Source organism: Pannonibacter sp. SL95 (genome assembly GCF_026672425.1).
Classification (GTDB): domain Bacteria; phylum Pseudomonadota; class Alphaproteobacteria; order Rhizobiales; family Stappiaceae; genus Pannonibacter.
On the sequence record NZ_JAPPRC010000003.1, the window covers coordinates 956,034 to 981,611 of the forward strand.

Consider the following 25,578-nt stretch of genomic DNA (forward strand, 5'->3'; position numbering starts at 1 on the left):
GGCCTTCAAAAATCAAGACCAAGTCGCGGCACCGCTGCCGCCCCGGGGATCTGTCCGGGCCTGTTTCATCTTCAAGTGGGGGGAGGATCACCCATGTCCGCAGTTCACGCCGTCTCCGATCTGGTTCTGACCAACGGCCGCATCTACACGGTTGACCCGGCGCGCAGCAGCGCCGAGGCGCTGGCCGTGCGCAATGGCCGGATCATCGCCGTGGGCACCGACGCGGACGTGCGCCCGCACATCGGACCTGAGACGCGGGTCGTCGATCTCGGCGGCCGGCTGGCGATGCCCGGCATCGTCGACATTCATACGCACATGATGATGGGTGGGCAGGCGGAGCTGTTCGAGCTGCGCTTCGGCAACACGCTGCGCCGCGAGGCCATTCTGGATCAGGTGCGCGCGGCGGCGGAGACGACGCCCGAGGGCAAGTGGATCATCGGCGCGCAATGGGGCAGCGATCTCCTTGCCCTGTTCAACAGCGAGGAGTCCCTCGCCCTGCTGGACGCGGCCAGCCTCGGCCGTCCGGTCATGCTGCGCGACGATACCTATCACAACCGCTGGGTCAACACGGCGGCCCTGCGGCTGGCCGGCATCACCGAGGACACCCCCGATCCGGACCAGGGCAGCTTCGGCCGTGACCCGTCGTCCGGCCGCCTCACCGGCATCATGATCGAGGCCGCGGCCGGTCTGATCGAGCGCACCATCGTCGCCAGCGGCCACTACACCGAGGACATGGACCGGGCCGCCGTCGCCCATTCCATCGCCACGCTCAACCAGCATGGCGTGACGGCCTTCCTCGATGCGGCGGCGATGCAGCCCGTGCTGGCGGCACTGAAGGGACTGGATGATCGCGGCCTGCTGACCGCCTGGGCCAGCGGCGCCATGCCGGTCACCGAACCGTCGTTCCTGTTCGGCGTGGCAGGCGAGGAGCTGTTTGCCCTGCGCGACACGTTCCGCAGCCGGCACGTGCGGCCCGACTTCACCAAGATCTTCCTCGACGGCGTGCCCGGTGCGCGCACCGCGGCCTTCCACGAACCCTACACGCCCGATGCGGTCTTCGGCTGCTGCTTCCGCGGCACGACGCTGGCGACCGTACCGGAACTGGTGCGCTGGATCGGCCGCTGCGAGGACCTCGGCCTGTCGGTCAAGATCCACTGCGCGGGCGATGCGGCCGTGACCATGGCGCTGGATGCGCTGGACGTGGTGCGCTCCTTCAACGGCCCGACGCGGCTGACGCATCACATCGCCCATGCCAGCTACATCCGGGACGCGGACATCCCCCGCTTCCGCGAGCTGGGCATGGGGGCCGACTTGTCGCCCTTCATCTGGTTCCCGACCGCCTTCCTCGAGGGCCACAAGCAGACCATGGGCGTCGAACGCGCCACCCGCTTCTGGCCCAACCGCGACCTGCTCGACGCCGGTGCCCTGATGGCCGGTGGCAGCGACTGGCCGGTGATCCCCAACCCGAACCCCTGGACCGGCATCGAGGGTCTGGTGACGCGTCAGAACCCGCATGGCGATTTCCCGGGCGAGAGCCTGTGGCCGGAACAGGCGCTCGATATCGCCACCGTGCTCGAGATCTTCACCATCAACTCGGCCCGCATGATGGGTCTGGGCGATGTGGTCGGCTCGCTGGAGATCGGCAAGTCCGCCGACATCATCGTCCTCGACCAGGACGTGCTGACCTGCCCGGCCGGTGCGATCGGCAAGACCCGGGTGCTGCAGACCTGGTTCGAGGGGCGGCTGGTGCATGGCACGGAGGCGCTGGCATGACCGGTGCCGCACCTCTTCCGCTCACGGTCCTGACCGGATTTCTCGGGGCAGGCAAGACGACGCTCCTCAACCGGCTGCTGCGCCAGCCGGCGCTGGACGGCACGCTGGCGATCATCAACGAATTCGGCGCGATCGGCCTTGATCACCTGCTGGTGGAGACGAGCGAGGAGCGTTTTGCCCTGCTCGACAACGGCTGCATCTGCTGCACCGTGCGGGATGATCTCGTCACCACACTGACCGGGATCCTCGCCCGGCGCGACAAGGGCGAGCTGGCCTCCGTCACCCGCATCCTGATCGAGACCACGGGTCTCGCCGATCCGGTGCCCGTGCTGCATACGCTGCTGGTTGCCCCCGCGCTGTCGGGCCGGCTGGCGGTGGAGGGGGTCGTGACCGCCGTTGATGCCGTCAACGGCCTTGCCACCCTCAACGCCCATCCGGAGGCGGTGAAACAGGTGGGCCTTGCCGAGCGCATCGTCATCACCAAGACGGATCTGGCCAGCGACGCGGAGCTGGAGCGTCTGCGCATTGCATTGGGCCTCATCAATCCGGCCGCGCGGGTGCTGGAAGCCGACATGGGGCATGTCGCGGCCGCGCGTCTCATCGGCACGGGCTTCGATCCGGATGCGCTCGGCCGGGCTGCTGTCGACTGGTTCGCCTCCGCCACAGCGCCGGCCGGCTTCGTCTGCAGCGATCCGCAGGCGGGCGATCCGGGCCACGTGCATGGCCCCGGCTGCGGCCATCATCTCCCTGCTGGAGTTGTGAGGACCGGACATGCCGGCATCGAGACCCATGCTTTCGTCATCGACCAGCCGCTGTCGTCGCCCGCCTTCTTCCGCTGGCTTGAGTATCTGACCTTGCTCAAGGGCGAGAGCCTGTTGCGGATGAAGGGGCTCGTCGAACTGGACGACGACCGCGACCGTCCGCTGCTGGTGCAGGGCGTGCAGCATGTGCTGCATCCGCCCGTCCGCCTTCCGGCCTGGCCGGACCAGACCCGAGGCACCCGCCTCGTCTTCATCGTGCGCGGCATTCCGCGCGACGTGATCGAGCGAACCCTGGCCCGGTTCGCCGACGTGGATGCGGCCGCTATCAAGAACCCGGCAAGGGGCGCGATGGCCGCATCGGGGAACATGGCCGCCTGAACTGCTGTTTCTGGATCAACCGCGATCAACGCGATTGGGAGGGTTATCACATGAAGTCCATTTCGATGCTTCTGGGCGGCGTCGCCCTTGCCTGCCTCGCCGGCCTGTCCGCAACGACCGCCGCCGAGGCGGCCGGCCCCACCTGCAAGGATGGCGTGATCCGTCTGGGCGCCGTCTCCACCATCACAGGCCCGGCCGACTTCAGCGAGGTTCCCGAGGCTGCCGCTGCCGTCTTCGACGCGGTCAATGCCAAGGGCGGTCTCAACGGCTGCAAGATCGAGTACACGATCTCCGACGACAAGGCCGATCCGGCCGTGGCGGCCCAGGCCGCGCGCGATCTCATCGACAACAAGGAAGTGGTGGCCCTCGTCGGCTCGGGCAGCCTGCTCGACTGCGCCGTCAACGCCACCACCTACAAGCGTAAGGGCGTGCTGTCGGTGCAGGGCCTTGGCGTCGACGCCGCCTGCTTCAACGCCCCGTCGGTTGCCCCGGTCAACGTGGGGCCTTACACGCTGTCGACGGCGATGGCCTATTACGCCACCAACCAGCTCAAGGCCGAGAAGGTCTGCGGCTTCTTCATCATCATCGGCGGCACCCAGGAAGCCTACAAGGGCGCCATCGAGACCTGGGAAAAGATCTCGGGCAAGAAGATCCACCTGCTCGACATGACCCTGCCGTTCCAGGGGGATCTCACGCCTTATGTCATCAAGGCGCGCGATGCGGGCTGCGATGCGGTGATTCAGAACGCGGTCGAGCCGGGCGTGGTGCAGTGGGTGAAGACGGCGGACGCGCAGAAGATCACCGGCATCAACTGGCTGTTCCTTGCCCCCGGCTACACCCAGGAAGTTGCCAAGGCGCTGGCCGACAGCACTCAGCCGGTCTACGTCGGCACCGAGTGGGAGCCCTTCACGGAAACCGGGTCTGCGGCCAACAAGGACTGGATCGCCACCATGACGGCGGCCGGCAAGCCGCTGACGGCCTTCTCCCAGGGCGGCTATCTCGCAGCCACGGTGATGCTGGATGTCCTCTCCGGCATCAACGGCGAAGTGACCCGCGAGAGCGTGACCGAGGCCCTGCAGAAGATGCAGCCGAAGTCCTATGAACTCGCCGGCACGCCCTACGTCTTTGGCGAGGGTGACCGTCATGCCCCGATGCAGGCGACCAAGGTGATGAAGCTCGACAAGGGCAAGTGGACCGTCGAGACGCCGGACTGGGTCGTTCTCCCGTCCGCCAACTGACCGACACCGGTGGCACGGCGTTCGCCGTGCCACCGTCCTGCAGCGGGAACACTTGCCATGAATGCGCTTCTCACCTCGGCCGTGGCCGGGCTGACTGCCGCCGGCGCCTATGCGCTGCTCGGGGTCTGCGCGGTCTTCACCTTCCGCCTTGTCGCCGTGGTCAATTTCACCGGCGCGGCCATCGGCACCGCCGGCACCTTCTCCATGATCGGTTTCATTTCCCTCGGCGTGCCGCTGTGGCCTGCCGTGGTGCTCGGCATTCTTGTCGGCACGCTGGCCGGCGCGCTCATCGGCCTCGTCATGACGCAGTGGTTCTCGGAAGCCACCGCAACCACCAAGGCGGCGGTCACGGCGGCGCTGCTGGTCGGGATTGTCGCACTGGGGCTGCGGCTCACCGGCGGCCAGAGCCCGAAGGAGTTTCCGACCCTGTTCCCCGGCTCGGCCTTCCGTCTCGCAGGGGTGGAGGTGACGGTGGCCTCTGTCCTGACCGTCGTGCTGGCGCTGGTGTTCACCCTGCTTGCCGACGCCTTCCTCAACCGCACCCGCACGGGCCTGCACTTGCGCGCCCTGTCGGAACGGCCCATGGCAGCCGAACTGCTGGGCGTGCGCGTGCGCATCCTCGCCCTGCTGGTCTGGGCGGTGACGGGGGCCTTCACGACCTTCGCGCTGATGATCATCGCGCCGCAGCGCTCGCCCGACTTCATGTCGCTGTCGTTGCTGGTGGTTCCCGCCCTTGCGGCGGCGCTGGTGGGCGCGTTCCGCTCCTTCCCGCTGGCGCTGGCCGGCGGCCTCACGATCGGCATCGTCGAAGGCATGAGCAGTGCCATCGACGGCATCAGCCAGTACCGGGGCATCCTGCCCTTCTTTGTCATCCTGGCCGTTCTTCTGTGGTCGCAACGTGGAGCCCGCTGGGATGAAGCGCGCTGATCTCACCTCCTGTCTCGCCCTTGTCGTCGTCACCGCCGTGGCGGGCCTTGCGGTCTACGGGCTGCTGCCGTCCTACTGGGTGTTCCTCGCCACTGCCGTCGTCATCACGGCGATCTCGCTGCAGGGCCTCGGTCTGGTGACTGGCCGCGCGGGCATGATTGCCCTGTGCCAGATGTCCTTTGCCGGCGTCGGCGCCTGGACCGTCGGCTGGCTCAATGTCATTGAGGCTCCGGGCGGCCTGCCGGTCTGGGTCGTGCTCGGCGGTCTGGCGGCCGTGCCGTTTGGCGTCGCCATCGGCCTGCCGGCCCTGCGCCTGCGCGGCATCAACCTCGCCATCGTGACGCTGGCCTTTGCGGCGGCCTTCGACGTGATCCTGGCGACGATCACCTTCCCCGGACAGACCAGCTTCCTGTCGGTTGCCCGACCGGAGCTGTTCGACAGCGACGAGGGCTATTTTGTCTTCGCGCTGCTGTTCTATCTGGCGGTCGCGCTCGGCCTTTCGATCCTGTCACGCTCCCGGCTCGGCAGCGCCTTCCTCGCCATCCGTCACTCCGAGCGGGCCGCGGCGGCGCTCGGCGTGTCGATCCCGCTGACCAAGCTGTCGGCCTTTGCCATCTCGGCCTTCATCGCGGGCCTGTCCGGGGGACTTCTGGCGGGCTATCTCGGCACGCTCGTCTCGGAAAACTTCTCGATGATGCAGTCGCTGGCGCTGTTTGCGGTCGCCACCATGGCCGGGGCCCAGCTCGCCGAGGGGGCGATCATCGGCGGCATGCTGGTGACGCTGTTTCCCGAGCTGCTGCGCCGCCTTGGCCTGCCGCAGGATGTGGGCAACGTGCTCTTTGCCCTCGGCGCCGTCCAGGCGCTGGCCAGCGGCGAGACCATGGCCGAGACCTTGCGGCGCAATCTTGCAAGCCTGACGGCAAGGCTGGGACTGCCGCGCTTTGCTCCCTCGGCACCCGTCGGCACCGTGTTGCCGCCGCCCCGGAACCGGCGTGATCCGGCGGCTGCCGGGCCGACGCTGGTCATCGACCGGCTCGGCGTGCGCTACGGGCAGGTCGTCGCGCTGTCGAACGTCAGCCTGAGCGTGCCGGCCGGAACCGTGGTCGGGCTGATCGGTCCCAACGGCGCCGGCAAGTCGACCTTCATCGACGCGGTGACCGGGTTCCTCCCGGCCTACGAGGGGTCGGTGCGCCTGGAGGGGCGGCCACTCGAAGGGCTGCCGGCCCATGAGCGCGCGCGCCTCGGCGTCCGCCGCACCTGGCAGACCACCCGCATTCCGCCCGATCTCTCGGTGGGTGCCTATCTCGACCTCGCCGCTCCCGGTCTGAGCCCGGAGGAAAGCGCCGCCGTGCTCACCTGGATCGGCTGTCCGTCGCCTGAGACCCTGGTGCAGGCGGTGGATGCCGGCACCCGGCGGCTGCTGGACGTGGCCGGGGTCGTCGCCGCACGGCCGGCGGTGGTGCTGCTCGATGAGCCGGCGGCCGGCCAGTCCTATGACCAGGCGCTGCGGCTTGCGCGGCGCATTGCCGAGATCCCCAAGCTGTTCGGCTCGTCCGTGCTTCTGGTGGAACATGACATGGATCTGGTGCGCGGCGCCTGCTCGCAGATCACGGTCTGCGACTTCGGCCAGGTCATCGCCTCCGGTCCGCCGCTGCGCGTGCTGGAGGAACCCGTGGTGAAGAAGGCCTATCTCGGCATAGCGCTGGAGGAGGATGCGGCATGACCAGAACACTCGACGTCTCCGGCCTCGTCATCAACCGGGCCGGTCTGCCGGTGGTGCGCGGGGTCAGCCTTTCGGCGCAGAAGGGGCAGATCAGCGTCCTGCTCGGCGCCAACGGGGCCGGCAAGACGACGCTGCTGGAAGGGCTTTCCGGGATCATCCCGACCAGCGGGGGCGACATTGCCCTCAACGGGCGGAGCGTGATCGCTGCCCGCGCCGGCGAGCGGGCTCGGGCGGGCCTGTCCCATGTCGAACAGGGGCGGACCGTGTTCCGCCAGCTGTCGACCGAGGAAAACCTGCTCGTCGGCATGGCTCCGGGCGCCGATCTCGCCGATGCCTATGACCTCTTTCCCGAGCTGCTCAACCGGCGCGGCGTCAGGGCCGGGCTCCTGTCCGGCGGCGAGCAGCAGATGCTGGTGATTGCCCGTTCTCTGCTCACCCGTCCGGAGGTGATCCTGATCGACGAGATGTCGGCTGGCCTTGCGCCGGTGGTGGTGCAGCGGCTGATGGCGGCGGTGCGCCGGCTGGCGGACGCCGGCCTTGCCATCCTGCTGGTGGAACAGTTCGCGGCGCTGGCGCTCCGGATCGCAGATCATGCCTATGTCATGCGGCGGGGCGAACTGGTCTATGACGGTCTGCCGCAGCCGCTGCTCGCCGATCCGGACCGTCTGCATCACTTGTACCTTGGTGATGTCCAGGCGGCGTGACAGGAAAATCAGGAGCGGGGGAGTGGTCCATCGGCTCATGTCCGGCGTACACTGGTCATGAGCACAGCAAGCCCCCGTTCCGACATTGCGATCATTGGTGCCGGTATGTCCGGACTTGCCGCAGCACGACGTCTGCGGGCAAACGGCCATACCTGCCGGATCTTCGAGAAAAGCCGTGGTGTCGGTGGACGTCTGGCTACCCGGCGTGCTGGAGATCTGCGCTTTGACCATGGCGCGCAGTTCTTCACCGCGCGCGGCAACACCTTCCGCAAGGCGGTGGCGGACTGGACATCCGAGGGCATTGTGACCGCGTGGTTTGACGACAACCTTGTCGGCATTCCGGCCATCGGTGCACCTGTTCGCTCGATGGCCAATCAGTTCGATGTGCTTCTCGAAACGCAGATCACGGCGCTGCAGTCGGTCGAGGGGGGCTGGCATCTCCTTGATGCGCAGGGCCGGGTCCATGACGCCGGGCACGGAGCCTTTTCCGCCGTCATTCTCGCCGTTCCGGCACCGCAGGTTTTGCCGCTTGTGCAAACAGCCGGTGTGTCGATGCCCGGCCTTGACGATGTGCGCTACGCGCCCTGCTGGACGCTGATGGCAGCCTTTGAAGAGTCCCTGGGTGGGCCGGATCATCACGCCTCGCCGGAAGGGGCCCTGTCGTGGCTGGCTCGGAATTCGGCCAAGCCCGGCCGCGATCCGTCGCCGGAAACCTGGGTCATCCACGCCTCTCCGGCCTGGAGCCGCGCCCATCTGGAACTGTCGCCCGACGAGGTGACACCGCTCCTGTGGCAGCTGGCTCGGACCATTCTCAACACCGATGCCACACCCGGCTTCATGGCGGCCCATCGCTGGCGTTACGCCCGGGTCGAACAGACCGCGCCCAAACCCTTCCTCTGGAACGCCGATGCGCGCATCGGTGCCTGTGGCGACTGGGGTCTCGGGGCCCGTGTCGAAGCTGCCTTCGACAGTGGCGACGGGCTCGGCATGATTGTCGCCAACAGCCTGTCGCGGGCGTCCAGCGCAGCGGAGTGATCCGCAGCGCTTGCCATGCCATCATTTTCCCGACAAGGATCTGCCCCGGCACAACCTGCTGCGGGACACGTTATTTCATGGAAGCAACTCCGGATCTCGTTCGCGCGCTGATCGCAGACCAGTTTCCCGTCTGGGCGGATCTCTTGGTGCAGCCGGTCGCGACCGGGGGCTGGTGCAACCGGACTTTCCATCTCGGGGTGGACAAGCTGGTGCGGCTGCCGAGTGCCGAGCGCTATGCCGCACAGATCCCAAAGGAATGCAGTCTGCTGCCTCTCCTGCGTTTGCATCTGCCACTGGAAATCCCCGAGGTGCTGGGGCAGGGGGCACCGGCACTTGGCTATCCCTACTCCTGGAGTGTGCTCGCCTGGATCGAGGGGACTCAGGTGCCGAGCGATGGAACGGTCGATCTGGACGTCCTGGCTGAGGACCTTGGCCGGTTCCTCACCCTGTTGCAGCTGGCTCCCGTCCCCGGTCCCGCGCCGGGTACCCATAACTTCTGGCGCGGCGGCGCGCTGCAGGTCTACGACGCCGATACCCGCTCAGCCCTTGGGCGTCTTCAGGGCAGGGTTGATACGGAACGATGTCTGGATCTCTGGGACGAAGCCCTGGCGGTACACTGGGACCAGAACCCTGTTTGGGTGCATGGCGATGTCAGCCCGGCCAATCTGATCGTGCGCGGCGGACGCCTTGCTGCCGTGATCGATTTTGGCAACTGCGCCGTCGGCGATCCGGCGTGTGACTACTCGATTGCCTGGACCAGTCTGCCGTATTCCGCCCGCCGCCGGTTGCGACAGACGGCCGGTGGCGACGCTGGCCTTTGGCTCCGGGCGCGGGGGTGGGCACTCTGGAAGGCGTTGATTTCGCTGGCAGGCGAGCCTGGCAACCAGGGTGAAGCGCAGCACCGCGCGACGCTTCAGGCCATTCTCGACGATCCGGTGTTTTGAGCGCCGCTCATGGCGCGTCCGGTGCCGCTCCAATCAGAACTTTCGTGCCGCGGGCCTGCAACATGCTGTCCAGTCCGGCCGGGATCGGCGCATCGCAGACGACATGGCTGACATCGCTGATGTGGCCCCCGCGCACATGGGCCGCGCGGCCGAATTTGCTGTGGTCGAGCACCAGCAGCGACTGGCGGCAATTGGCCAGGATCGCCTGCCGGGCGGCCACTTCTTCTTCGTGGAAGTCCAGCAGCGTGCCGTCCTCGTCGACGCCAGCGACGCCAAAGATGCCGAAGTCCACCTTGTAGCTGGCGAAGAACTCCTGCGTCCCCGCACCCAGGATGTCACGGTCGCCGGAGCGCAGCCGCCCGCCGGCAATGGTCACGTCGACCGTGGGGTTTTCGGATGCGGTGAAGGCGACGTTCAGGTTGTTGGTGAAGACCTTCAGTCCGCTGTGGCGTACCAGCGCCTGCATGACGATTTCCGGCGTGGTGCCAATCGAAAAGGCAAGGGAGGCCCCATCCGGGATCAGCGATGCGACATGGCTGGCAATCAGTCGTTTTGCCGGCAAGTTGAGGATCCGGCGGGTGCTGTAGTGCACGTTGCCCGTCGGCACCGGCGGTTCCACCCCGCCATGCATGCGGCGCAGGATGCCGAGATCACAAAGGCGGTTCACATCGCGGCGGATGGTCTGGGTGGTAACGTCAAACCGCTCGGCCAGGCTTTCCACGGACATGAAGCCGTTGGCCTGAACAAGATCGGTGATCTCCGCCTGCCGTTCCGAGATTTCCCCTTGCTCCAGCATCACCATCATCATTCCTGATCGCCGCCATCCCGGTGGATCACGCGTCGCGCGACCCGATATCGGGCCGCCCCGCGCGACTCGCACGCTTGCCAATCTTGGGACGGAATTAATCGGCTCATATGAAACTAAGGCGACGTTCATATGAACATAAAATGACGGGCGCCGCCATGTCTGTTTGGCCAAATGCAACCGGAGCTCTGTTCTCCATGCGACATGGCGATGCCGCAAAACTGGTCGCCTCTGCGCAAACAATCACCTTGACCGGTGGGGCCGGCTTTCCCTACGGTTTTTTGACCATTTGGTCAGCCTGTTTCCCGTCTGGTGCATGCCGCACAGGCGTGGCAGGCTGTCGATGGATACCGCGTTCAGCGGCACAGTCAAGACAATGGACCCGGGCAAACCCGGGCCTCAAAGGGGAATGGCAATTGAACAGCCGTCACGGTCGATGAACCGCGACGCGCCATGCGCGCGTCCCCCGGTTTCGGCGTGCCGGCGTGCGTGCCAGTTCCCCGCGCTTTCCAGAGCCGGTTGTCAAACCGCCGGCCGATCAAGAGGAGAAGGGGAATGGCGAAATTCGCAGTAAAGGCTCTCGCCGCCGCCACAATGCTTGCGGGTGTCCTGTCCGCTGGCGCAGCGTCGGCCGCTGACCAGCTCACCCTGCAGCTCAAGTGGGTGACGCAGGGCCAGTTTGCCGGTTACTACGTTGCCAAGGACAAGGGCTTCTATGAGGCTGAAGGGCTGGACGTCACGATCAAGCCGGGCGGCCCGGACATTGCTCCGCCGCAGGTGATCGCCGGTGGCGGCGCCGATGTGGTTGTCGACTGGATGCCGTCGGCGCTGGCCTCGCGCGAAAAGGGCGTTCCGCTCGTCAACATCGCCCAGCCGTTCAAGAAGTCCGGCATGATGCTGACCTGCCGCAAGGAAACCGGCATCAAGGCGCCGGCCGACTTCAAGGGCAAGACCCTCGGCGTCTGGTTCTTCGGCAACGAGTATCCGTTCCTGTCCTGGATGAGCCAGCTCGGCATCCCGACCAGCGGCGGCGCCGACGGCGTCACCGTTCTGAAGCAGGGCTTCAACGTCGATCCGCTGCTGCAGAAGCAGGCAGACTGCATCTCCACCATGACCTACAACGAGTACTGGCAGGTCATCGATGCGGGCATTCCGGCGGATGACCTTGTCGTCTTCAAGTATGAAGACCAGGGCGTTGCCACCCTTGAGGACGGCCTTTACGTGCTGGAAGACAGCCTGAAGGACGCGAAGATGGTCGACAAATACGCCCGCTTCGTCCGCGCTTCGATGAAGGGCTGGGCCTATGCCGCTGCCAACCCGGATGAGGCCGCTGAAATCGTGCTCGAAAATGATGCATCCGGCGCGCAGACCGAAAAGCATCAGAAGCGCATGGTCGGCGAGATCGTGAAGCTGGTTGATGGCTCGGATGGCAAGCTCGACAAGGCCGCCTACGAGCGCACCGTAAAGTCGCTGCTGTCGGGCGGCTCTGACCCGGTCATCTCCAAGGAGCCAACGGGCGCGACCACGACGGTCGTGACCGACAAGCTCTGAGCTGAAACAAAAAAGCCCCGCCCGGGGTCCGGGCGGGGCCTTCTTTCTTGCGACTTGCGTCAAACGAACAGGTTGACCAGGCTTTCCAGATATTCCTGACGGCCCGACTTGGGCTGCGGCTCGAGGTTGGTCGCGTGCACGCGGTCGGCCAGGGCTTCCAGCGTCACGTTCCCCTTCAGGATCTCGGCGTTCTCCGGCTTGTCCCAACCGGCGTACCGGTCCTTGACGAAGCCGCCGAGACGGCCATCCTCGATCATGGCAGCTGCCGCCAGCAGGCCGCGCGCGATGGCGTCGGCCGAGCCGACATGGGCCTGGATCAGGTCGACGGCGTCGATCGACTGACGGCGGATCTTGCTGTCGAAGTTGGTGCCGCCGGTGGTAAAGCCGCCGCCTTTCAGGATTTCGTAGTAGGCCAGCGCCATTTCCGGCACGTTCATGGCGAACTGGTCCGTGTCCCAGCCCGACTGATAGTCGTTCCGGTTCATGTCGACCGAGCCGAAGATGCCCAACGCGTTTGCAAGCGCCAGCTCATGCTCGAAGGAGTGGCCGGCAAGGATCGCGTGGCCTTGTTCGATGTTGACCTTGACCTCGTTCTCCAGGCCATAGGCCTTGAGGAAACCGAAGACCGTGGCGACGTCGAAGTCGTACTGGTGCTTGGTCGGCTCCTGCGGCTTCGGCTCGATCAGGATCGTGCCCTTGAAGCCGATGCTGTGCTTGTACTCCACCACCATGGTCAGGAAGCGGCCGAGCTGGTCCAGCTCGCGCTTCAGTTCGGTGTTGAGCAGGGTCTCATAGCCTTCACGGCCGCCCCAGAGCACGTAGTTCGCGCCGCCGAGGCGGTGCGTCACGTCCATCGCGTTCTTCACCTGGGCCGCGCCATAGGCGAAGACATCCGGGTCCGGGTTGGTTGCGGCGCCGCCCATGAAGCGGCGGTTGGAGAACAGGTTTGCCGTGCCCCAGAGCAGCTTGACGCCGCTGTCCGCCATCTTGCGCTCGAAGATGTCGGCGATGGCGTTCACATTGGCGTTGCTCTCGGCCAGCGTTGCGCCTTCCGGCGCAATGTCGCGGTCGTGGAACGTGAAGAACGGCATGTCCAGCAGCTGGAACATCTCGAAGGCGACATCCGCCTTGAGTCTTGCCTGCTGCATCGGATCACCAGCGGCCATCCACTTGCGCTGGAACGTGTCGCCGCCGAACGGATCACCACCCGGCCAGCAGAAGGAATGCCAGTAACAGATGGCCAGGCGCAGGTGGTCTTCCATGCGCTTGCCCAGGACCACGCGGTCCTTGTCGTAATAGCGATACCCGTAGGGGTCGCGGGCGTCCGGGCCGACAAAGCGGACCGGGTCCAGGCCGTCAAAAAATCCAGTGGCCACGTCAGATCTCCTTCATTGCAGGATAGAGGTTCCGCCAGCGCCGATAGGCATCGGCATAGGCGGAACGGAGGTTGGGATTGGGGTCGATGCTTGCCGCCAGCGGCGGTGCGAAGAAGGTGGCCGGGTCGTAGCCGTCGGCCGCCGCCTGTCCGAGGCGGGCAGCACCCAGGGCCGCGCCGAAATCGCCGTCCTGCGGCACGTCAACGGTGACGCCCAGAACGGTGGCAATGATCTCCAGCCACGCGCGCGAGCGGGAGCCTCCGCCAACAGCCGTCACGCGCGTGACGCTGCTGCCGGCCGCTGTGAGGGCGCCGAGGCAGTCCATCAGGGCGAAGGCGACGCCATCGAGGACCGCATGGGTCAGATCCGCCTCGCCGGTCTCATGGGCGAGACCCTGGAAGCCGCCGCGGATCGTCACATCATTGTGCGGGGTCCGCTCGCCACCAAGATAAGGCATGAACTGGACTGCCGACGGTCCTTTGAGGTCGGTGACCATTGCCGTCAGCTCGGCGGCCGGCCGGCGCAGGATCTTCGACAGCCAGTTGAGGCTGTCGGTGGCCGACAAGATCACGCCCATCTGGTGCCAGGTATCCGGCACGGCATGGCAAAAGGCATGCACCGCGCTGGCGACATTCGGCGAGAAGCGGTCATTGGTGACAAACAGCACGCCGGAGGTGCCGAGCGAGACGAAGGCCGAGCCCGGCTTGACGGCGCCGACGCCGCAGGCCGACGCAGCATTGTCGCCGCCGCCCCCTGCCACCACCGGGGCCTGTGTCATGCCCCAGCGTGCCGCCAGCTCCGGTCGCAGACGGCCGCTGGCATCCGATCCTTCGACGAGCCGGGGCATGTGCTCCCGGGTCAGGCCGGTTGCCGCCAGCAATGGTTCCGACCAGTCGCGGGCCGCCACGTCCAGCCACAGCGTGCCGGCGCTGTCCGACATGTCGCCGACATGCTCGCCGGTGAGGCGTAGCCGCACGTAGTCTTTCGGCAGCAGCACCTTGGCGACCTTCGCGAAGATGTCCGGCTCGTTCTCGCGCACCCATTGCAGCTTGGGCGCGGTGAAGCCGGGCATGACCCGGTTGCCGCCGAGTGTCAGGAAACGGGGCTCACGCGCCTCCAGCTCGGTGCACTGGCTGGCCGAGCGTCCGTCGTTCCACAGGATGCAGGGGCGCAGCGGCCGGTCGGCGGCGTCCAGCAGGGTCGCGCCATGCATATGGCCCGAGAGGCCTATGCCGCGAACGGCCGCCATCTCGCGCGGAAACCGGTGGCTGAGGTCATCCAGTGTCGCCTCGACGCCGGTCCACCAGCTGTCCGGACCCTGTTCCGACCAGCCGGGGTGAGGGCGGGAGACATCGAGATGGGCGCTGGCCGAGGCAACAGGGTGCTGGTCGTCGTCCAGCAGCACCGCCTTGACGGAACTGGTGCCGATATCGAGGCCGATGAACATGAGGTGCGTTCCTCAAAACTGGTCCAAGAGAACCCCGGGCCTGCGAACCACGTCGGGTTCCGGCACCGGGGAGCCTTGTCTTAACGGGTTTGGAGGCAGCCGGAAAGGGCGGCTGCCCGGATGCGATGGCCGGCCCGATGCGGACCGGCCGCTGCTGTCAGCAGGCCCGGCTCAGGCGGCTTCGAGATCCTCGGCCATGGCGCCGGGACCTGGCTTTGCACCCGGAGGGCACTTGCCCAGGATGATCATGCCGAGGACTTCGTCCTTGGTGACATCCTGTGTGCGGGCCGTGCCGACCACGCGGCCGTTCTTCATGACGGTCAGGCGGTCGCACAGCTCGAACACGTCTTCGATGTCGTGGCTGATGAGGAAGATGCCCAGGCCCTGGCGCTTCAGCTCCTGGATCAGCTCGCCCACCATCTGCGTCTCGTGCACGCCGAGCGCTGCGGTCGGCTCGTCCATAATGAGAATGCGCGCATTGAAATAAACCGCGCGGGCAATGGCCACCGACTGGCGCTGGCCGCCGGAGAGGGCTTTCACCGGAACCTTGAACTTCTTGAAGTTCGGGTTGAGCTTGCCCATGATCTTGCGCGTTTCGGCTTCCATCTGGTCGTCATTGACGAAACCGAACGGCGTCACCAGCTCGCGGCCGAGGAACAGGTTCGAGGCCGCGTCGAGATTGTCCGCCAGCGCGAGCGTCTGGTAGATCGTCTCGATGTTGTAGGAGCGGGCATCGCGCGGGCTGTTGATGGTTGCCGGCTTGCCGTCGATGCGGATCTCGCCGCTGTCCGGGCGGTAGGCGCCGGACAGGATCTTGATCAGCGTTGACTTGCCGGCACCATTGTGGCCGAGCAGGCCGACCACTTCGCCGGGATAGAGATCCACATAGGCGTGGTCCACCGCATGCACCCCGCCAAACGAGATGCAGATGTCTTTCATTTCGACCAGAGGCGTTGCGCCCTGGTTGGGCATTCCACCAAGAGGCGTGGCCATGGCTCAGTCTCCCGTGCGCTTGCGATAGAGGATGTCAACGAGGACGGCGAGGACCAGCACGATGCCGACGACGATGGCCTGTAGTGGTGCGTCAACGCCCACCATGGCCATGCCGGACTGCAGCGACTGCATGATCAGCGCGCCGAGAATGGCGCCATAGATCGTGCCGATGCCGCCGGACAGCGCCGTGCCACCAATGACGGCTGCCGCGATCACGCGCAGTTCGTCGAGTGTGCCGATGTCGTTGGTCGAGAAGCCGAGGCGTGCGGAGGCCACGGCAGCGGAGAGTGCGCAAAGCCCCCCCATCAGGGCGAAGACCTTCACGGTCAGAAGACGCGTGTTGATGCCCGAGAGTTCCGCAGCATCCGGATTGCCGCCGGTGGCGAAGATGTAGCGGCCAAGGCGGGTGCGGCGCGCAATCACGGTCATGGCAACAGCGACGACGATGAGCAGCAGTACCGAGATCGGGATGCCATACCCCATCACCAGGCCTTCCGGCATGGTCTGGCCTTGCGCGGCAAAGATGCGCTGCAGCCGCTGGGCCGGAATTTCAGCAGCATTGAGAACCGCGACAAACCCAAGGATGGCACCGCTGATGATGACCGCCATGGTTGCTTCAGCCCAGGCCGGCTTGACCGGGAAGCCATGGGCCGCGCGACGACGACGTGCGGACAGCAACAGCCAGATGGACACGCCAACCGCGACAAGGCCGAGGACCCAGGACCAGGTTTCACCCATGGTGCCACCGGCGCCACCCATGATGGCGAAGGTTTCGTCCAGAGGGCCGATCGTCTGGCCATTGGTGATGAACCAGGCCGCGTTGCGCCAGACCAGCAGGCCGCCAAGCGTGACGATGAAGGCAGGAATGCCGAGGTAGCCGACCATCCAGCCCTGGAATGCGCCGATGCCGGCACCGACGATCAGGCCGACGACCAGTGCGATGATCCAGATCGCGGGATGCCCGAGACCAAGACCGAAGGTGACAGGCAGAACCTGCGTCTGCACCACAGCCATCACTGCCGCTACCGTGGCCAGGAGCGAGCCGACCGACAGGTCGATGTGGCGCGTGACGATGATGAACACCATGCCGGTGGCCATGATGGCAACCGAGACGGTCTGGATCGTCAGGTTGAAGATGTTGCGCGGCGTGAGGAAGCGCCCATCCGTGAACACGTTGAAGACGATGCAAAGCACGATGAACGCGCCGATCATGCCAAGCAGGCGCGTGTCGAGTTGCAATGCGGATACAAGGGATCGGGCTGTCGGGGTCTTGGACCCGGACAGGGTGGCATCGGACATCGGAATGCTCCTGATAAAACCGGTCGCCGGAGGCCTGATAAGAGCGCGTGCCGCAGGGGCAGTCAACAAGGCGCTACAGGCTTCATCGGCAAGTCACGCCGCCCCGGACAAGCCGGGGCAGCGGAATAGGACCGGAAGGTCTTAGTTGCAGGGGGCCGGGCCGCCCGACACGCCCTGGCACAGGGCGTCCTTGGTAATCCAGCCGGCGTCAACGACGACGTTCAGATTGTCCTTGGTGATGGCGATCGGGATGAGGAACTTGGCCGTCAGGTCGTTGCCGCCCGGGGACTTCCAGGAGCCCGAACCGGCAACGTCGGTCAGCTTAGCGCCCTTGGCCAGAGCCACGGCCACTTCGCCGGCGGTCTTGCCGAGTTCGCGTGCGTCCTTCCAGACGGACACGGTCTGGGTGCCCTTGGCGATGCGGTTCAGAGCGGCAGCGTCGCCGTCCTGACCGGAGACCGGGGTGCCTTCCATGCCCTGTGCAGCAAGAGCTGCCACGGCGCCGCCAGCGGTGCCGTCGTTCGATGCCACGACCGCATCGACCTTGTTGTCGTTGGCGGTGAGGATCTGCTCCATGTTGCGCTGGGCGTTGGCCGGCAGCCAGCCATCCGTGTAAGCCTCGCCAACGATCTTGACCTTGCCGGCGTCGATCGCTGCCTTCAGGACTTCCTGCTGGCCGCCACGCAGGAAGTCTGCGTTCGGGTCAGTGGCCGAGCCCTTGATCATGACGTAGTTGCCTTCCGGCTTCGCCTTCAGGATCTCGCGAGCCTGCATGCGGCCCACTTCCACGTTGTCGAAGGTCAGGTAGAAGGCGCGCGGATCGTCGATCAGACGGTCGTAGCCGACGACCGGAATGCCTTCGTCTGCAGCAGCCTGAACGGCCGGGCCGATTGCCTGGGCGTCCTGGGCGAGGATGATCAGGGCGGTGGCGCCCTGTGCGATCAGCGCTTCAACGTCGGAGAGCTGCTTTGCGGACGAGCTCTGCGCGTCAGCGGAAATGTACTTGGCGCCAGCGGCTTCAAGGGCAGCCTTGATGGCGGCTTCGTCGGTCTTCCAGCGTTCTTCCTGGAAGTTCGACCAGCTCACGCCGACCACGAGGTCCTTGGCATTGGCGGCAGTCAGGGCGGTCGCGGACAGAAGCGCTCCCGCGACGAGTACGGCAATCTTGCGCATTGCGGTGTTTCCTCCAAAAGGCGCCGCCCTTCTCCCGGCAGCACCTCCATTTTTCCCTGAGGGATTGAGAGCACCCTCCTGTGCTCAGGCGCCACATCTATTTTTTTCGACGCCCGAAAAAAAGTTGCTCCAACTCTTTGCTCCTGTCAACATGCTTTTCGAAGCGGTACATCCGTTTCAGATCTCGCGGACCATGCCGGCAAACAGAATCGGCAGGCCTAGGGCGGAAACACGAGAGAAGAAACGTCGTCCCATGACGCAGACAGCGAACAGGGATCAGGTCCGGCTGCGCAACCGCAGCTTGATTCTGCAAACCCTGAGACGAGAAGGGCAAATGGCGCGCATCGACCTCGGTCGCGCCACGCAGCTCAGCCCGGCGACCATCACAGCCATCACGTCCGACATGCTCGAAGAGGGGCTGATTGTCGGCATTGACGCCGACGAACCCAAGGCGCCGCTGGGTCGCGGGCGTCCGAGAAGCCTTCTGGCGATCGACGGCGGTGCCGCAAACGTGATCAGCGTCCGCATTTCGGTCAGCCGAATCGATCTGGCGCTGGCCGACTTCACCGGGCGCATCTTCCACAGCCGGAAGGTGTACTACGACGCATCGACGGCCAACGCCGCAACGTTTCCCTCGACCCTCACCGACGCCGTCCGGACCTTCGTGTCCGAAGCCGGGATCGAGCCGGCCAGCGTGCTGGAGATCGGCGTGGCCTCGCAGGGTATCGTCGACACCAACAAGGGCGAAGTCGTCTGGAGCCCGGCCTTTTCCGGGCGCAACATTCCCCTTGTCGGACCGCTGCAGGAGACCTTTTCGGCCCGCGTCACGCTGTCCAACGACACCAACATGATCACCGAGGCGCTGCACTGGTCTGATCCGCAGCGGTACAGCGGCACCTTTGCCGTGGTCATGGTCGATTACGGTGTCGGCATGGGCCTGTTCCTCGACGATCACCTCTTCGTTGGTGCCAGTGGAGCGGCGGCGGAAATCGGTCATGCCAACCATATTCCCGGCGGTGCGCGCTGCCGCTGTGGCCGCAGGGGATGCCTGGAAGCCTACCTCGCCGACTATGCGCTGCTGCGCATGACGCAAGGACTGGCCGACGATACCGATCCGGCCAACATGCCGGTGACGCCGCAGACCTTCGAGGAGCTGCATGACCGGGCCGAGGGCGGCGATGCCGGCGTCATTGCCTCGCTGCATCAGGCCGGAACGGCGCTTGGCTATGGCATCGCAAGGCTTCTGGCGGTGATCGACCCCGCGCGCGTGGTCCTGACCGGCGCCGGTATCCGGGCCTATCCCTTCATGGAAGGCGCAATGCACGAGGCGCTGGAGGCGGCATTGGTGGAGGACCTGCGCCGCTCGCTGACCATCGACGTTGTGCCCTGGAACGAGGATTTCATCCGCCGTGGCCTGATTGCGCAGGCAATGCGGCGGCTGGACGAGACACTGGTGATCGCGACAGGACGCAGCCGCTAGGGCAAGTCCGGCGGATGCGTGGCCCGTGATCTCGCAGAAGGAAGACGAACAGCAAGGCAATCGCCCGCTACCGGGGCAGCAGGGAGGAGACTGCAGCCATGAACGGACCCAGACTTTGGCGACTGGAGTGCGCGGGCCGGTTTTGGCCGGCGGCGCTGATGGCACTCGGACTTGGGTGGACGGCCCCCGTGCTGGCCGGAAGCTGGAGCGAGACGCATCTGGATCGCCCGCTCGCCTATGAGGACTTGCGCGAAGCGCTGAAGGCCGAGGCGGAGACCGGCAAGGACACCCGCCTGCAGGAGCTGATCCTCGAGGGGCAACGGCTGTTCGAGGCTCGTTTCACCCGCGATGAAGGCGCGGGGCGGCCGATGGCGACCCAGGCCATCGTTCCCACCCGGCGCAAGCGGCCGGCAGAGCTGGCCTTCAACCGCCTGCCCGGACCCGATGCCAGCGCCTGTTCCGGCTGCCACAATCAGCCAGTCACCGGCGGGGCAGGGGACTTCGTCGCCAATGTCTTCGTCTCCGAGGGCTTCGAGAGCGCGGATTTCGACACCACGGACCCGCAGTTTTCCAACGAGCGCGGCACCAACATCCTGCATGGCTCGGGCCTGATCGAGCTGCTGGCGCGGGAGATGACGGCCGAGCTGCAAGGCCAGCGCCGCAATGCACTGGCCGAGGCGCGCAAGACCGGTGCGCCGGTGACGGTGCCCCTGACAACAAAGGATGTCGGCTTCGGCAAGCTGACGGCCCATCCGGACGGGACGCTGGATGTCACGGCCCTCGATGGCATCGACGCGGATCTGGTGCTGCGCCCCTTCAGCCAGAAGGGCGTGTTTGCCAGCCTGCGCCAGTTCACGGTGAATGCGCTGAACGTGCATCACGGCATTCAGGCGACCGAACGCTTCGGCACGGTCTGGACCGGAAGCGACGATTTCGACATGGATGGCGTCGTCAACGAGATCGACGCCGGACATGTCTCCGCGCTCGTCGCCTTCCAGGCCACCTTGCCGGCCCCCGGACGCAAGACCGGTTTGCCGGCCGACTGGGCCGAGGCGGCTGCGGATGGCGAACAGGTCTTTGCGGATATCGGCTGTGCCTCCTGTCACCGGCCGTCGCTGCCGCTGGAGAGCCTCAGCTTTGCCGATCCGAGCCCGGTGGAGAACGCCGGCACCCTGCGTCCGGGCGATGTGACCGATCCGCTGGTGCTGAACATGGCGGCGCTGCCCTGGGTCAAGACCTTGCCGCGCGACGGGCGGGGCCGCGTTCTGGTGCCGCTGTTCGGCGATCTGAAGCGCCACCGCATTTCCGATGCGCGCAACGACCGGCTCGGCAATGAGCTGCTGGGGCAGCGGTTCGTTGACCGGGATGTGTTCATCACCGCCGAACTCTGGGGCGTGGGCAACACGGCACCCTATGGCCATCGCGGCGACATCACGACGCTGGGCGAGATGATTCTGGCCCATGGCGGCAGCGCTGCCACCGCCCGTGATGCCTATGCCGCCCTGCCGGAGGAGCAGCAGCAGTCCATCATTGCCTTCCTGCGCACGCTTGAGGTGCCGAAATGACCGCCCGTTTGTCCTGGCTCCTCGCCTCCACGCTGTTGCTTCCTGCTGTGGCGGTGGCCGATGAGCGGCCGTCTTCCCTCGCCCCCGTGCCGAACTTTGTCGAACAGGCCGGCGCGGCCGGGATCGACCATCGTTATGACGGTCCATGGGAATATTTCGTTGGCGGCGGCGTTGCCATTGCCGACTGCAACGGGGACCGCAGGCCAGACCTGTTCCTGGCCGGCGGCAAGAATCCGGCCGGGCTCTACGTCAATGAAAGTCCGACCGGCGGCGCGCTTTCTTTCGCCAAGTTCGACACCGGGCTTGGCGAGAAGGATCTCACCCGGGTCACCGGTGCCTATCCACTCGATTTCGACAATGACGGCAAGGTTGACCTCGCCGTGCTGCGTGTGGGCGAAAACCTGATGCTGCGCGGGCTTGGCGGCTGCCGCTTCGAGGTCGCCAACCGGCAGATCGCCTTCGACGGCGGCAATGCCTGGACCACCGCCTTCGCGGCGACATGGGAGGCCGGCGCGGCCTATCCGACGCTCGCTTTCGGCAATTACGTCGACCGCTCGCAGCCCGGCGCCCCCTGGGGCACCTGCCACGACAACATGCTGTACCGGCCTGTGGCGGGACCCAGGCCGGATTACAGCCAGCCGGAGTGGCTGTCGCCGGGCTATTGCAGCCTGTCGATGCTGTTCACCGACTGGAACCGCTCCGGCGAACCGGCACTGCGTGTCTCCAACGACCGGCAATACTATCGCGGCGGCGAGGAGCAGCTCTGGGCCGTTCCGCCCGGCCGCCCCGCGCAGGCCTATCGCCGGGCCGACGGCTGGCGCAAGCTGACCATCTGGGGCATGGGCATTGCCAGCGTTGATCTCAACGTCGATGGCCTTCCCGAATATGCGCTCACCAGTATGGGCGACACCAAGCTGCAGAGCATCGAGCAGGAGGGCGATGAGCTCGTGCCGGTCTATGCGGACATCGCCTTCGACAAGGGCGTCACCGCGCACCGGCCCTATACGGGCGACGACCTGCGCCCCTCCACCGGCTGGCATTCCGAGTTCCAAGACGTCAACAACGACACCCTGTGGGATCTGTACATCGCCAAGGGCAACGTGGAGTCCATGCCGGATTTCGCCGCCTTTGATCCGGACAATCTGCTGCTCGGCCAGTGGGATGGCAAGTTCGTGGAAACGGGCGATGCTGCCGGCATCGCCTTGCCCCGGCGTGGCCGTGGCGGCGGGCTGGCGGATCTCAATGCCGACGGCCTGCTGGATCTTGTCGTCGTCAACCGGGGTGAACCGGCGAGCCTGTTCCGCAATGCCGGCAAGGGCGATGCCACCACGCCGCGCCCGCTCGGCAACTGGCTCGCCATCGAGCTGGTGCAGCCGGGCAAACCGAACCGCAACGCCATTGGCGCCAAGGTCAGCGTGCGCGTCGGCACCAAGTCGATCGAGCGCGACGTTCTCATTGGTGGCGGCCACGCGTCCGGCCAGCTCGGCTTCCTGCACATCGGCCTCGGCGTCTCCGAACGCGCCCAGGTCCGCGTGCGCTGGCCGGACGGCGAATGGAGCCACTCCTACCGCGTCTTCGCCAACAACCACGTCGTCATCGAACGCGGCGCGGAAGCCGCGAAGCTTTGGTTTCCGGAGTGACGGGGAGGGGGGAGATGGAGCTTGAATTCGTCCCATATGCATCCACTAGTGTTCACAGCACTAGCGAATTTCTAAAGGTGGACTGTGTTTGCTCCAAACTGGCCAGTAGACCATTCCACTTTATTCCATGTAATGCGTCGGCGACTCCAGTGCTCATCTAGCGGTTGTATGAAGTCGGGACGAACTAACTTGGCGCGGCTTTCGCACCAAAAACTGTTCTCGCTTCGCACGATCAGGCCTTCCATTCGCTCCGATCCATAGCAGCTTAATCCCTCCTCCAACAAATGCTTGAGCTCGCTCATGTTGGCTGTCCCTCGCTGCAAAGTTGGAACTGTCGCTAACCTAGCCGCTGATGCCAAGGCATTTCGACGGGTGCTGCTCCAGAACTGGCTTGTCTCACGATCATATACATCGAAAAGCAAAAACCAGTCGGGCAGACGTTCGTAACTCACGGAATGCTTAGCTGCGCACCACTCGCCGAAGAGTATGAGCTGCGGATCAAGATGATCTTTAATGTGCGTTTCATGTTGTGTGAGCCACTGGTGTAAAGTGGTAAATTGACCCACATAGGGAGGTGTCAAAAATTGTCCTCGATTCTGAACCCGAAGGGTGCCGTCATTCGCGAGGGATATGCCAATATTTGCGCCATCGATCTTCTCTTCGACAGCGACCTCTCCCTTGAGTAGAGCGGTCGCATCCGAAGGTGATAGGACCTTGTCTTCACGCGGCTGAGAATTTCGATTTAGCCAAGAGAGATGAGGCGTGGAAGGGAAGCGAAAGAAGTCTTCCATCAACTTTATTGCTTTCTTGCTTGCTTCTCAGCATGCTTCTTGCGTGACCAAGCTTCGATCACTGGCTCTGTCGCGACATTTTGCACTAGAAGGGCTTGCTCCCAGTCGTGCCAATCTGTGTCGCCTGCGAATGCTATACAACCCTCACCAAATTCCTCATGCGATGCGAGTGCTGCTGCGACAATCTTTCGGTCCGCCAAATCATGAATGATTGGAACCAGTTCAGCGGGCAGCACCCCATGTCCATTTTCGTCGTAAGCAACAGAAACAAGATCGACGGCAACTTTGCTCCATTTAGATATTACGACTTGTATTCCGAAGTCGGAGTGCTTGAGCTTTTTGCAATATTCGTCATATATGTGCTGCTCAGAATCAAGGACTAGACGGCTGTTGCTCTGCTCGAATGTGTCGAGCCATTGCCAAACTTCGTGGCGTAGAGCTGGATCGGATGGCGTTGCAGAAATGTCCGCAGGATGAATAGGGTCCGCGGCACTTGCGGCGATCAAGATGTTGGTGTCGATGACATAGCGGTTTCTCATTGGCTAGGGGCCTTCCGCCTTTCAAATATCAGTCGGGCCTGTTCGCGCGTTTCTCCAAGGACATCTCCGAAAAAATTTTCGGGCCAGTTCTTGACACGGCCAAAATCATCGATCTCTAGGGTGCAGAGTTCAGCAGATTTATCATTCCTCTCAACGAAATACATGGCTGCGTCTGTTGAAGATATCTTTTGATTGGCAATCAATGTTTGCATGCGTCTAAACAGATGTTCAGAATGGGTCTCGACTATAAATTGAACGCTGCGCTCTTGACTGACATCAACGAAGAGCTCAGCCAGAACAGATTGAGCTAGTGGATGTAGATGAATTTCTGGCTCTTCGAGGAGGATTGTGCTCCCTTTTGGTGCGAAATACGCCACTACCAGTACTGGTAACACCTGCGACAAGCCAATACCAACGTCTCGAAGATTGCTTGCGAGGCCATTTCGGTGAATGATTAGTTCATAACGATTTGACCTCCCTTGCTGACGAACTTCGAGCCTATCTGCGACGCCCATGCGATTGAGCCAACGGGAGACGCCTTTAACAACGTAATTCTGATCATCACCCCGCAACAGAGCGCTCGCCAGAAGAGCGTCCACGGCTCCGCGTCCGTCGCTGCCGACGTCGCCAGGCTTGCTTTTGTTCCATGGATAATCACGTTCCGGTTTTCGCCTTAGAGGCCCAAGATAAATCACGCGCTCGAGTTCCTGACGAATGGCCAAGCTTAGATCTTCAACCAGCTGACCGTCTTTATCCAGAAGCGCAATTGCATCCGCAGAAAAAGCGATCGAGCGCTCGGGCTCATAGTTGCGCCCCTTTGCTCGCGGCTGTTGCTCCTCATCGACTTGGATTGAAAAGGCGCCTTTTCCTCGACGGATTGCTTTGAACTGACGACCCTCTGCTTTCAGGGTCAGTGCTTGAACTGCGACGCTGCCTGATGAGGTCTGGCCATAGGTACATTGAAAGCTGCCCGTTTTAATACGGCTAGCGCCCTGATTGTCGAAGTCGAACTCAATCGAAAAATTACGACCGTCTGAGCTACAGTTTAAGACGTCGTCGAAACCGCCGAAGTTAAAAAGATCGTTGACTTCATCTCCTCCGAGGTTGAGATGAACAGTCCTGTCAGGTGAACGTGCGGTTTGTTTGAGCAACAGGATGCTCTGAATCAGGGTTGACTTGCCGGAAGAGTTGGTTCCAAGAAGCATTGTCAGTGGACGCAAAGCTATGTCGCCAGTGTCCGACCAAGCCTTAAAGTTCACCAATTTCAACCGAGAAAACATGAAGCAAAATATCCATATTGGATTCGATCAAGGACCACCCTTAGCAAGTCAGTCTGGTGGTGCATGGCGTTGAAATCAAGTTCTGAGTGTAGTCCATTCTACTAAGAACAAGTTTGTTCGGAAGCTACCTGGTCCCCCTCTCACCGCCCCGGCCGT

General features: G+C 64.4%; 21 protein-coding genes. 12 read left to right on the plus strand and 9 right to left on the minus strand.

The window, feature by feature from the left end:
- Positions 1 to 93 precede the first annotated feature (93 nt).
- From OVA12_RS05040 to OVA12_RS05075, 8 genes are all read left to right on the plus strand, one after another.
- Positions 94 to 1,773, plus strand: coding sequence for an amidohydrolase (locus OVA12_RS05040; protein WP_268135088.1), 1,680 nt, complete (start codon positions 94 to 96; stop codon positions 1,771 to 1,773).
- Complete coding sequence (locus OVA12_RS05045) at positions 1,770 to 2,912, plus strand: CobW family GTP-binding protein (protein ID WP_268135090.1); 1,143 nt, start codon at positions 1,770 to 1,772, stop codon at positions 2,910 to 2,912. The genes OVA12_RS05040 and OVA12_RS05045 overlap by 4 nt, the downstream gene beginning before the upstream one ends.
- A 50-nt stretch (positions 2,913 to 2,962) precedes the next feature.
- Complete coding sequence (locus OVA12_RS05050) at positions 2,963 to 4,150, plus strand: ABC transporter substrate-binding protein (RefSeq protein ID WP_268135092.1); 1,188 nt, start codon at positions 2,963 to 2,965, stop codon at positions 4,148 to 4,150.
- Positions 4,151 to 4,207: 57 nt separating this feature from the next.
- Positions 4,208 to 5,077: a branched-chain amino acid ABC transporter permease gene (locus OVA12_RS05055; protein WP_268135094.1), complete on the plus strand. Its 870-nt coding sequence runs from the start codon at positions 4,208 to 4,210 to the stop codon at positions 5,075 to 5,077.
- Positions 5,064 to 6,800: a branched-chain amino acid ABC transporter ATP-binding protein/permease gene (locus OVA12_RS05060; protein ID WP_268135095.1), complete on the plus strand. Its 1,737-nt coding sequence runs from the start codon at positions 5,064 to 5,066 to the stop codon at positions 6,798 to 6,800. Before OVA12_RS05055 ends, OVA12_RS05060 begins: the two co-directional genes overlap by 14 nt.
- Positions 6,797 to 7,504, plus strand: a complete 708-nt coding sequence (locus OVA12_RS05065; RefSeq protein WP_268135096.1) for an ABC transporter ATP-binding protein — start codon at positions 6,797 to 6,799, stop codon at positions 7,502 to 7,504. The genes OVA12_RS05060 and OVA12_RS05065 overlap by 4 nt, the downstream gene beginning before the upstream one ends.
- Before the next feature lie 57 nt (positions 7,505 to 7,561).
- Entirely contained in the window at positions 7,562 to 8,539 is a 978-nt protein-coding gene (locus tag OVA12_RS05070; protein WP_268135098.1) for an NAD(P)/FAD-dependent oxidoreductase, read from the plus strand.
- Positions 8,540 to 8,616: 77 nt separating this feature from the next.
- Positions 8,617 to 9,483 (plus strand): aminoglycoside phosphotransferase family protein, encoded by an 867-nt coding sequence (locus tag OVA12_RS05075; protein ID WP_268135100.1) that lies wholly within the window; start codon positions 8,617 to 8,619, stop codon positions 9,481 to 9,483.
- Positions 9,484 to 9,490: 7 nt separating this feature from the next.
- Here the strand turns inward: OVA12_RS05075 and OVA12_RS05080 are convergent, their stop codons facing one another.
- Positions 9,491 to 10,291, minus strand: coding sequence for a DeoR/GlpR family DNA-binding transcription regulator (locus tag OVA12_RS05080; protein ID WP_268135102.1), 801 nt, complete (start codon positions 10,289 to 10,291; stop codon positions 9,491 to 9,493).
- Positions 10,292 to 10,843: 552 nt separating this feature from the next.
- On the opposite strand from OVA12_RS05080, the gene OVA12_RS05085 reads away from it, so the two are divergent.
- Positions 10,844 to 11,839, plus strand: coding sequence for an ABC transporter substrate-binding protein (locus tag OVA12_RS05085; protein WP_268135104.1), 996 nt, complete (start codon positions 10,844 to 10,846; stop codon positions 11,837 to 11,839).
- A gap of 59 nt (positions 11,840 to 11,898) precedes the next feature.
- Here the strand turns inward: OVA12_RS05085 and xylA are convergent, their stop codons facing one another.
- From xylA to xylF, 5 genes are all read right to left on the minus strand, one after another.
- Positions 11,899 to 13,215, minus strand: coding sequence for a xylose isomerase (gene xylA / locus OVA12_RS05090; protein WP_268135106.1), 1,317 nt, complete (start codon positions 13,213 to 13,215; stop codon positions 11,899 to 11,901).
- A gap of 1 nt (position 13,216) precedes the next feature.
- Complete coding sequence (xylB, locus tag OVA12_RS05095; RefSeq protein WP_268135108.1) at positions 13,217 to 14,662, minus strand: xylulokinase; 1,446 nt, start codon at positions 14,660 to 14,662, stop codon at positions 13,217 to 13,219.
- Between the two features lie 171 nt (positions 14,663 to 14,833).
- Positions 14,834 to 15,601 (minus strand): ATP-binding cassette domain-containing protein, encoded by a 768-nt coding sequence (locus tag OVA12_RS05100; protein ID WP_326493900.1) that lies wholly within the window; start codon positions 15,599 to 15,601, stop codon positions 14,834 to 14,836.
- A gap of 57 nt (positions 15,602 to 15,658) precedes the next feature.
- The gene (locus tag OVA12_RS05105; RefSeq protein ID WP_268135112.1) at positions 15,659 to 16,954 is read right to left on the minus strand and encodes a sugar ABC transporter permease; all 1,296 of its coding nucleotides are present in this window, start codon (positions 16,952 to 16,954) and stop codon (positions 15,659 to 15,661) included.
- A 141-nt stretch (positions 16,955 to 17,095) separates the two neighbouring features.
- A complete protein-coding gene (xylF, locus tag OVA12_RS05110; RefSeq protein WP_268135114.1) occupies positions 17,096 to 18,127 on the minus strand; it encodes a D-xylose ABC transporter substrate-binding protein in 1,032 nt (343 codons plus the stop codon).
- Positions 18,128 to 18,461: 334 nt separating this feature from the next.
- Here xylF and OVA12_RS05115 point away from each other — a divergent pair, with 334 nt between their 5' ends.
- The 3 genes from OVA12_RS05115 to OVA12_RS05125 all read left to right on the plus strand — a co-directional run bounded on the left by OVA12_RS05115 (position 18,462) and on the right by OVA12_RS05125 (position 22,812).
- On the plus strand, positions 18,462 to 19,607 hold the full coding sequence (locus OVA12_RS05115) for an ROK family protein (protein WP_268135116.1): 1,146 nt from the start codon (positions 18,462 to 18,464) through the stop codon (positions 19,605 to 19,607).
- A gap of 158 nt (positions 19,608 to 19,765) precedes the next feature.
- On the plus strand, positions 19,766 to 21,172 hold the full coding sequence (locus tag OVA12_RS05120; protein ID WP_268135118.1) for a di-heme oxidoredictase family protein: 1,407 nt from the start codon (positions 19,766 to 19,768) through the stop codon (positions 21,170 to 21,172).
- Positions 21,169 to 22,812 carry a CRTAC1 family protein gene (locus OVA12_RS05125; RefSeq protein ID WP_268135120.1) on the plus strand — a complete coding sequence of 548 codons (1,644 nt, stop codon included), beginning with the start codon at positions 21,169 to 21,171 and terminating at the stop codon, positions 22,810 to 22,812. Before OVA12_RS05120 ends, OVA12_RS05125 begins: the two co-directional genes overlap by 4 nt.
- A 71-nt stretch (positions 22,813 to 22,883) precedes the next feature.
- Here the strand turns inward: OVA12_RS05125 and OVA12_RS05130 are convergent, their stop codons facing one another.
- Genes OVA12_RS05130 through OVA12_RS05140 form a run of 3 tightly spaced genes read right to left on the minus strand, consistent with a single transcriptional unit; the run spans position 22,884 to position 25,422 of the window.
- Positions 22,884 to 23,603, minus strand: coding sequence for an RNA ligase family protein (locus OVA12_RS05130; RefSeq protein ID WP_268135122.1), 720 nt, complete (start codon positions 23,601 to 23,603; stop codon positions 22,884 to 22,886).
- Positions 23,604 to 23,608: 5 nt separating this feature from the next.
- Positions 23,609 to 24,142 (minus strand): hypothetical protein, encoded by a 534-nt coding sequence (locus OVA12_RS05135; protein ID WP_268135124.1) that lies wholly within the window; start codon positions 24,140 to 24,142, stop codon positions 23,609 to 23,611.
- Positions 24,139 to 25,422 carry an AAA family ATPase gene (locus tag OVA12_RS05140; RefSeq protein WP_268135125.1) on the minus strand — a complete coding sequence of 428 codons (1,284 nt, stop codon included), beginning with the start codon at positions 25,420 to 25,422 and terminating at the stop codon, positions 24,139 to 24,141. Before OVA12_RS05140 ends, OVA12_RS05135 begins: the two co-directional genes overlap by 4 nt.
- Positions 25,423 to 25,578: the final 156 nt, after the last annotated feature.

What these genes read in the sequence shown, in the direction of transcription:
- OVA12_RS05070 (WP_268135098.1), top strand. Translation starts at nt 7,562, where the DNA reads ATGAGCACAGCAAGCCCCCGTTCCGACATTGCGATCATTGGTGCCGGT.
- OVA12_RS05060 (WP_268135095.1), top strand. Translation starts at nt 5,064, where the DNA reads ATGAAGCGCGCTGATCTCACCTCCTGTCTCGCCCTTGTCGTCGTCACC.
- OVA12_RS05135 (WP_268135124.1), bottom strand. Translation starts at nt 24,142, where the DNA reads ATGAGAAACCGCTATGTCATCGACACCAACATCTTGATCGCCGCAAGT.
- OVA12_RS05130 (WP_268135122.1), bottom strand. Translation starts at nt 23,603, where the DNA reads ATGGAAGACTTCTTTCGCTTCCCTTCCACGCCTCATCTCTCTTGGCTA.
- xylB (WP_268135108.1), bottom strand. Translation starts at nt 14,662, where the DNA reads ATGTTCATCGGCCTCGATATCGGCACCAGTTCCGTCAAGGCGGTGCTG.
- OVA12_RS05075 (WP_268135100.1), top strand. Translation starts at nt 8,617, where the DNA reads ATGGAAGCAACTCCGGATCTCGTTCGCGCGCTGATCGCAGACCAGTTT.
- OVA12_RS05040 (WP_268135088.1), top strand. Translation starts at nt 94, where the DNA reads ATGTCCGCAGTTCACGCCGTCTCCGATCTGGTTCTGACCAACGGCCGC.
- OVA12_RS05085 (WP_268135104.1), top strand. Translation starts at nt 10,844, where the DNA reads ATGGCGAAATTCGCAGTAAAGGCTCTCGCCGCCGCCACAATGCTTGCG.
- OVA12_RS05065 (WP_268135096.1), top strand. Translation starts at nt 6,797, where the DNA reads ATGACCAGAACACTCGACGTCTCCGGCCTCGTCATCAACCGGGCCGGT.
- OVA12_RS05105 (WP_268135112.1), bottom strand. Translation starts at nt 16,954, where the DNA reads ATGTCCGATGCCACCCTGTCCGGGTCCAAGACCCCGACAGCCCGATCC.
- OVA12_RS05120 (WP_268135118.1), top strand. Translation starts at nt 19,766, where the DNA reads ATGGCACTCGGACTTGGGTGGACGGCCCCCGTGCTGGCCGGAAGCTGG.
- OVA12_RS05045 (WP_268135090.1), top strand. Translation starts at nt 1,770, where the DNA reads ATGACCGGTGCCGCACCTCTTCCGCTCACGGTCCTGACCGGATTTCTC.
- OVA12_RS05100 (WP_326493900.1), bottom strand. Translation starts at nt 15,601, where the DNA reads ATGAAAGACATCTGCATCTCGTTTGGCGGGGTGCATGCGGTGGACCAC.
- OVA12_RS05055 (WP_268135094.1), top strand. Translation starts at nt 4,208, where the DNA reads ATGAATGCGCTTCTCACCTCGGCCGTGGCCGGGCTGACTGCCGCCGGC.
- OVA12_RS05140 (WP_268135125.1), bottom strand. Translation starts at nt 25,422, where the DNA reads ATGTTTTCTCGGTTGAAATTGGTGAACTTTAAGGCTTGGTCGGACACT.
- OVA12_RS05115 (WP_268135116.1), top strand. Translation starts at nt 18,462, where the DNA reads ATGGCGCGCATCGACCTCGGTCGCGCCACGCAGCTCAGCCCGGCGACC.
- OVA12_RS05050 (WP_268135092.1), top strand. Translation starts at nt 2,963, where the DNA reads ATGAAGTCCATTTCGATGCTTCTGGGCGGCGTCGCCCTTGCCTGCCTC.
- xylF (WP_268135114.1), bottom strand. Translation starts at nt 18,127, where the DNA reads ATGCGCAAGATTGCCGTACTCGTCGCGGGAGCGCTTCTGTCCGCGACC.
- OVA12_RS05080 (WP_268135102.1), bottom strand. Translation starts at nt 10,291, where the DNA reads ATGATGATGGTGATGCTGGAGCAAGGGGAAATCTCGGAACGGCAGGCG.
- OVA12_RS05125 (WP_268135120.1), top strand. Translation starts at nt 21,169, where the DNA reads ATGACCGCCCGTTTGTCCTGGCTCCTCGCCTCCACGCTGTTGCTTCCT.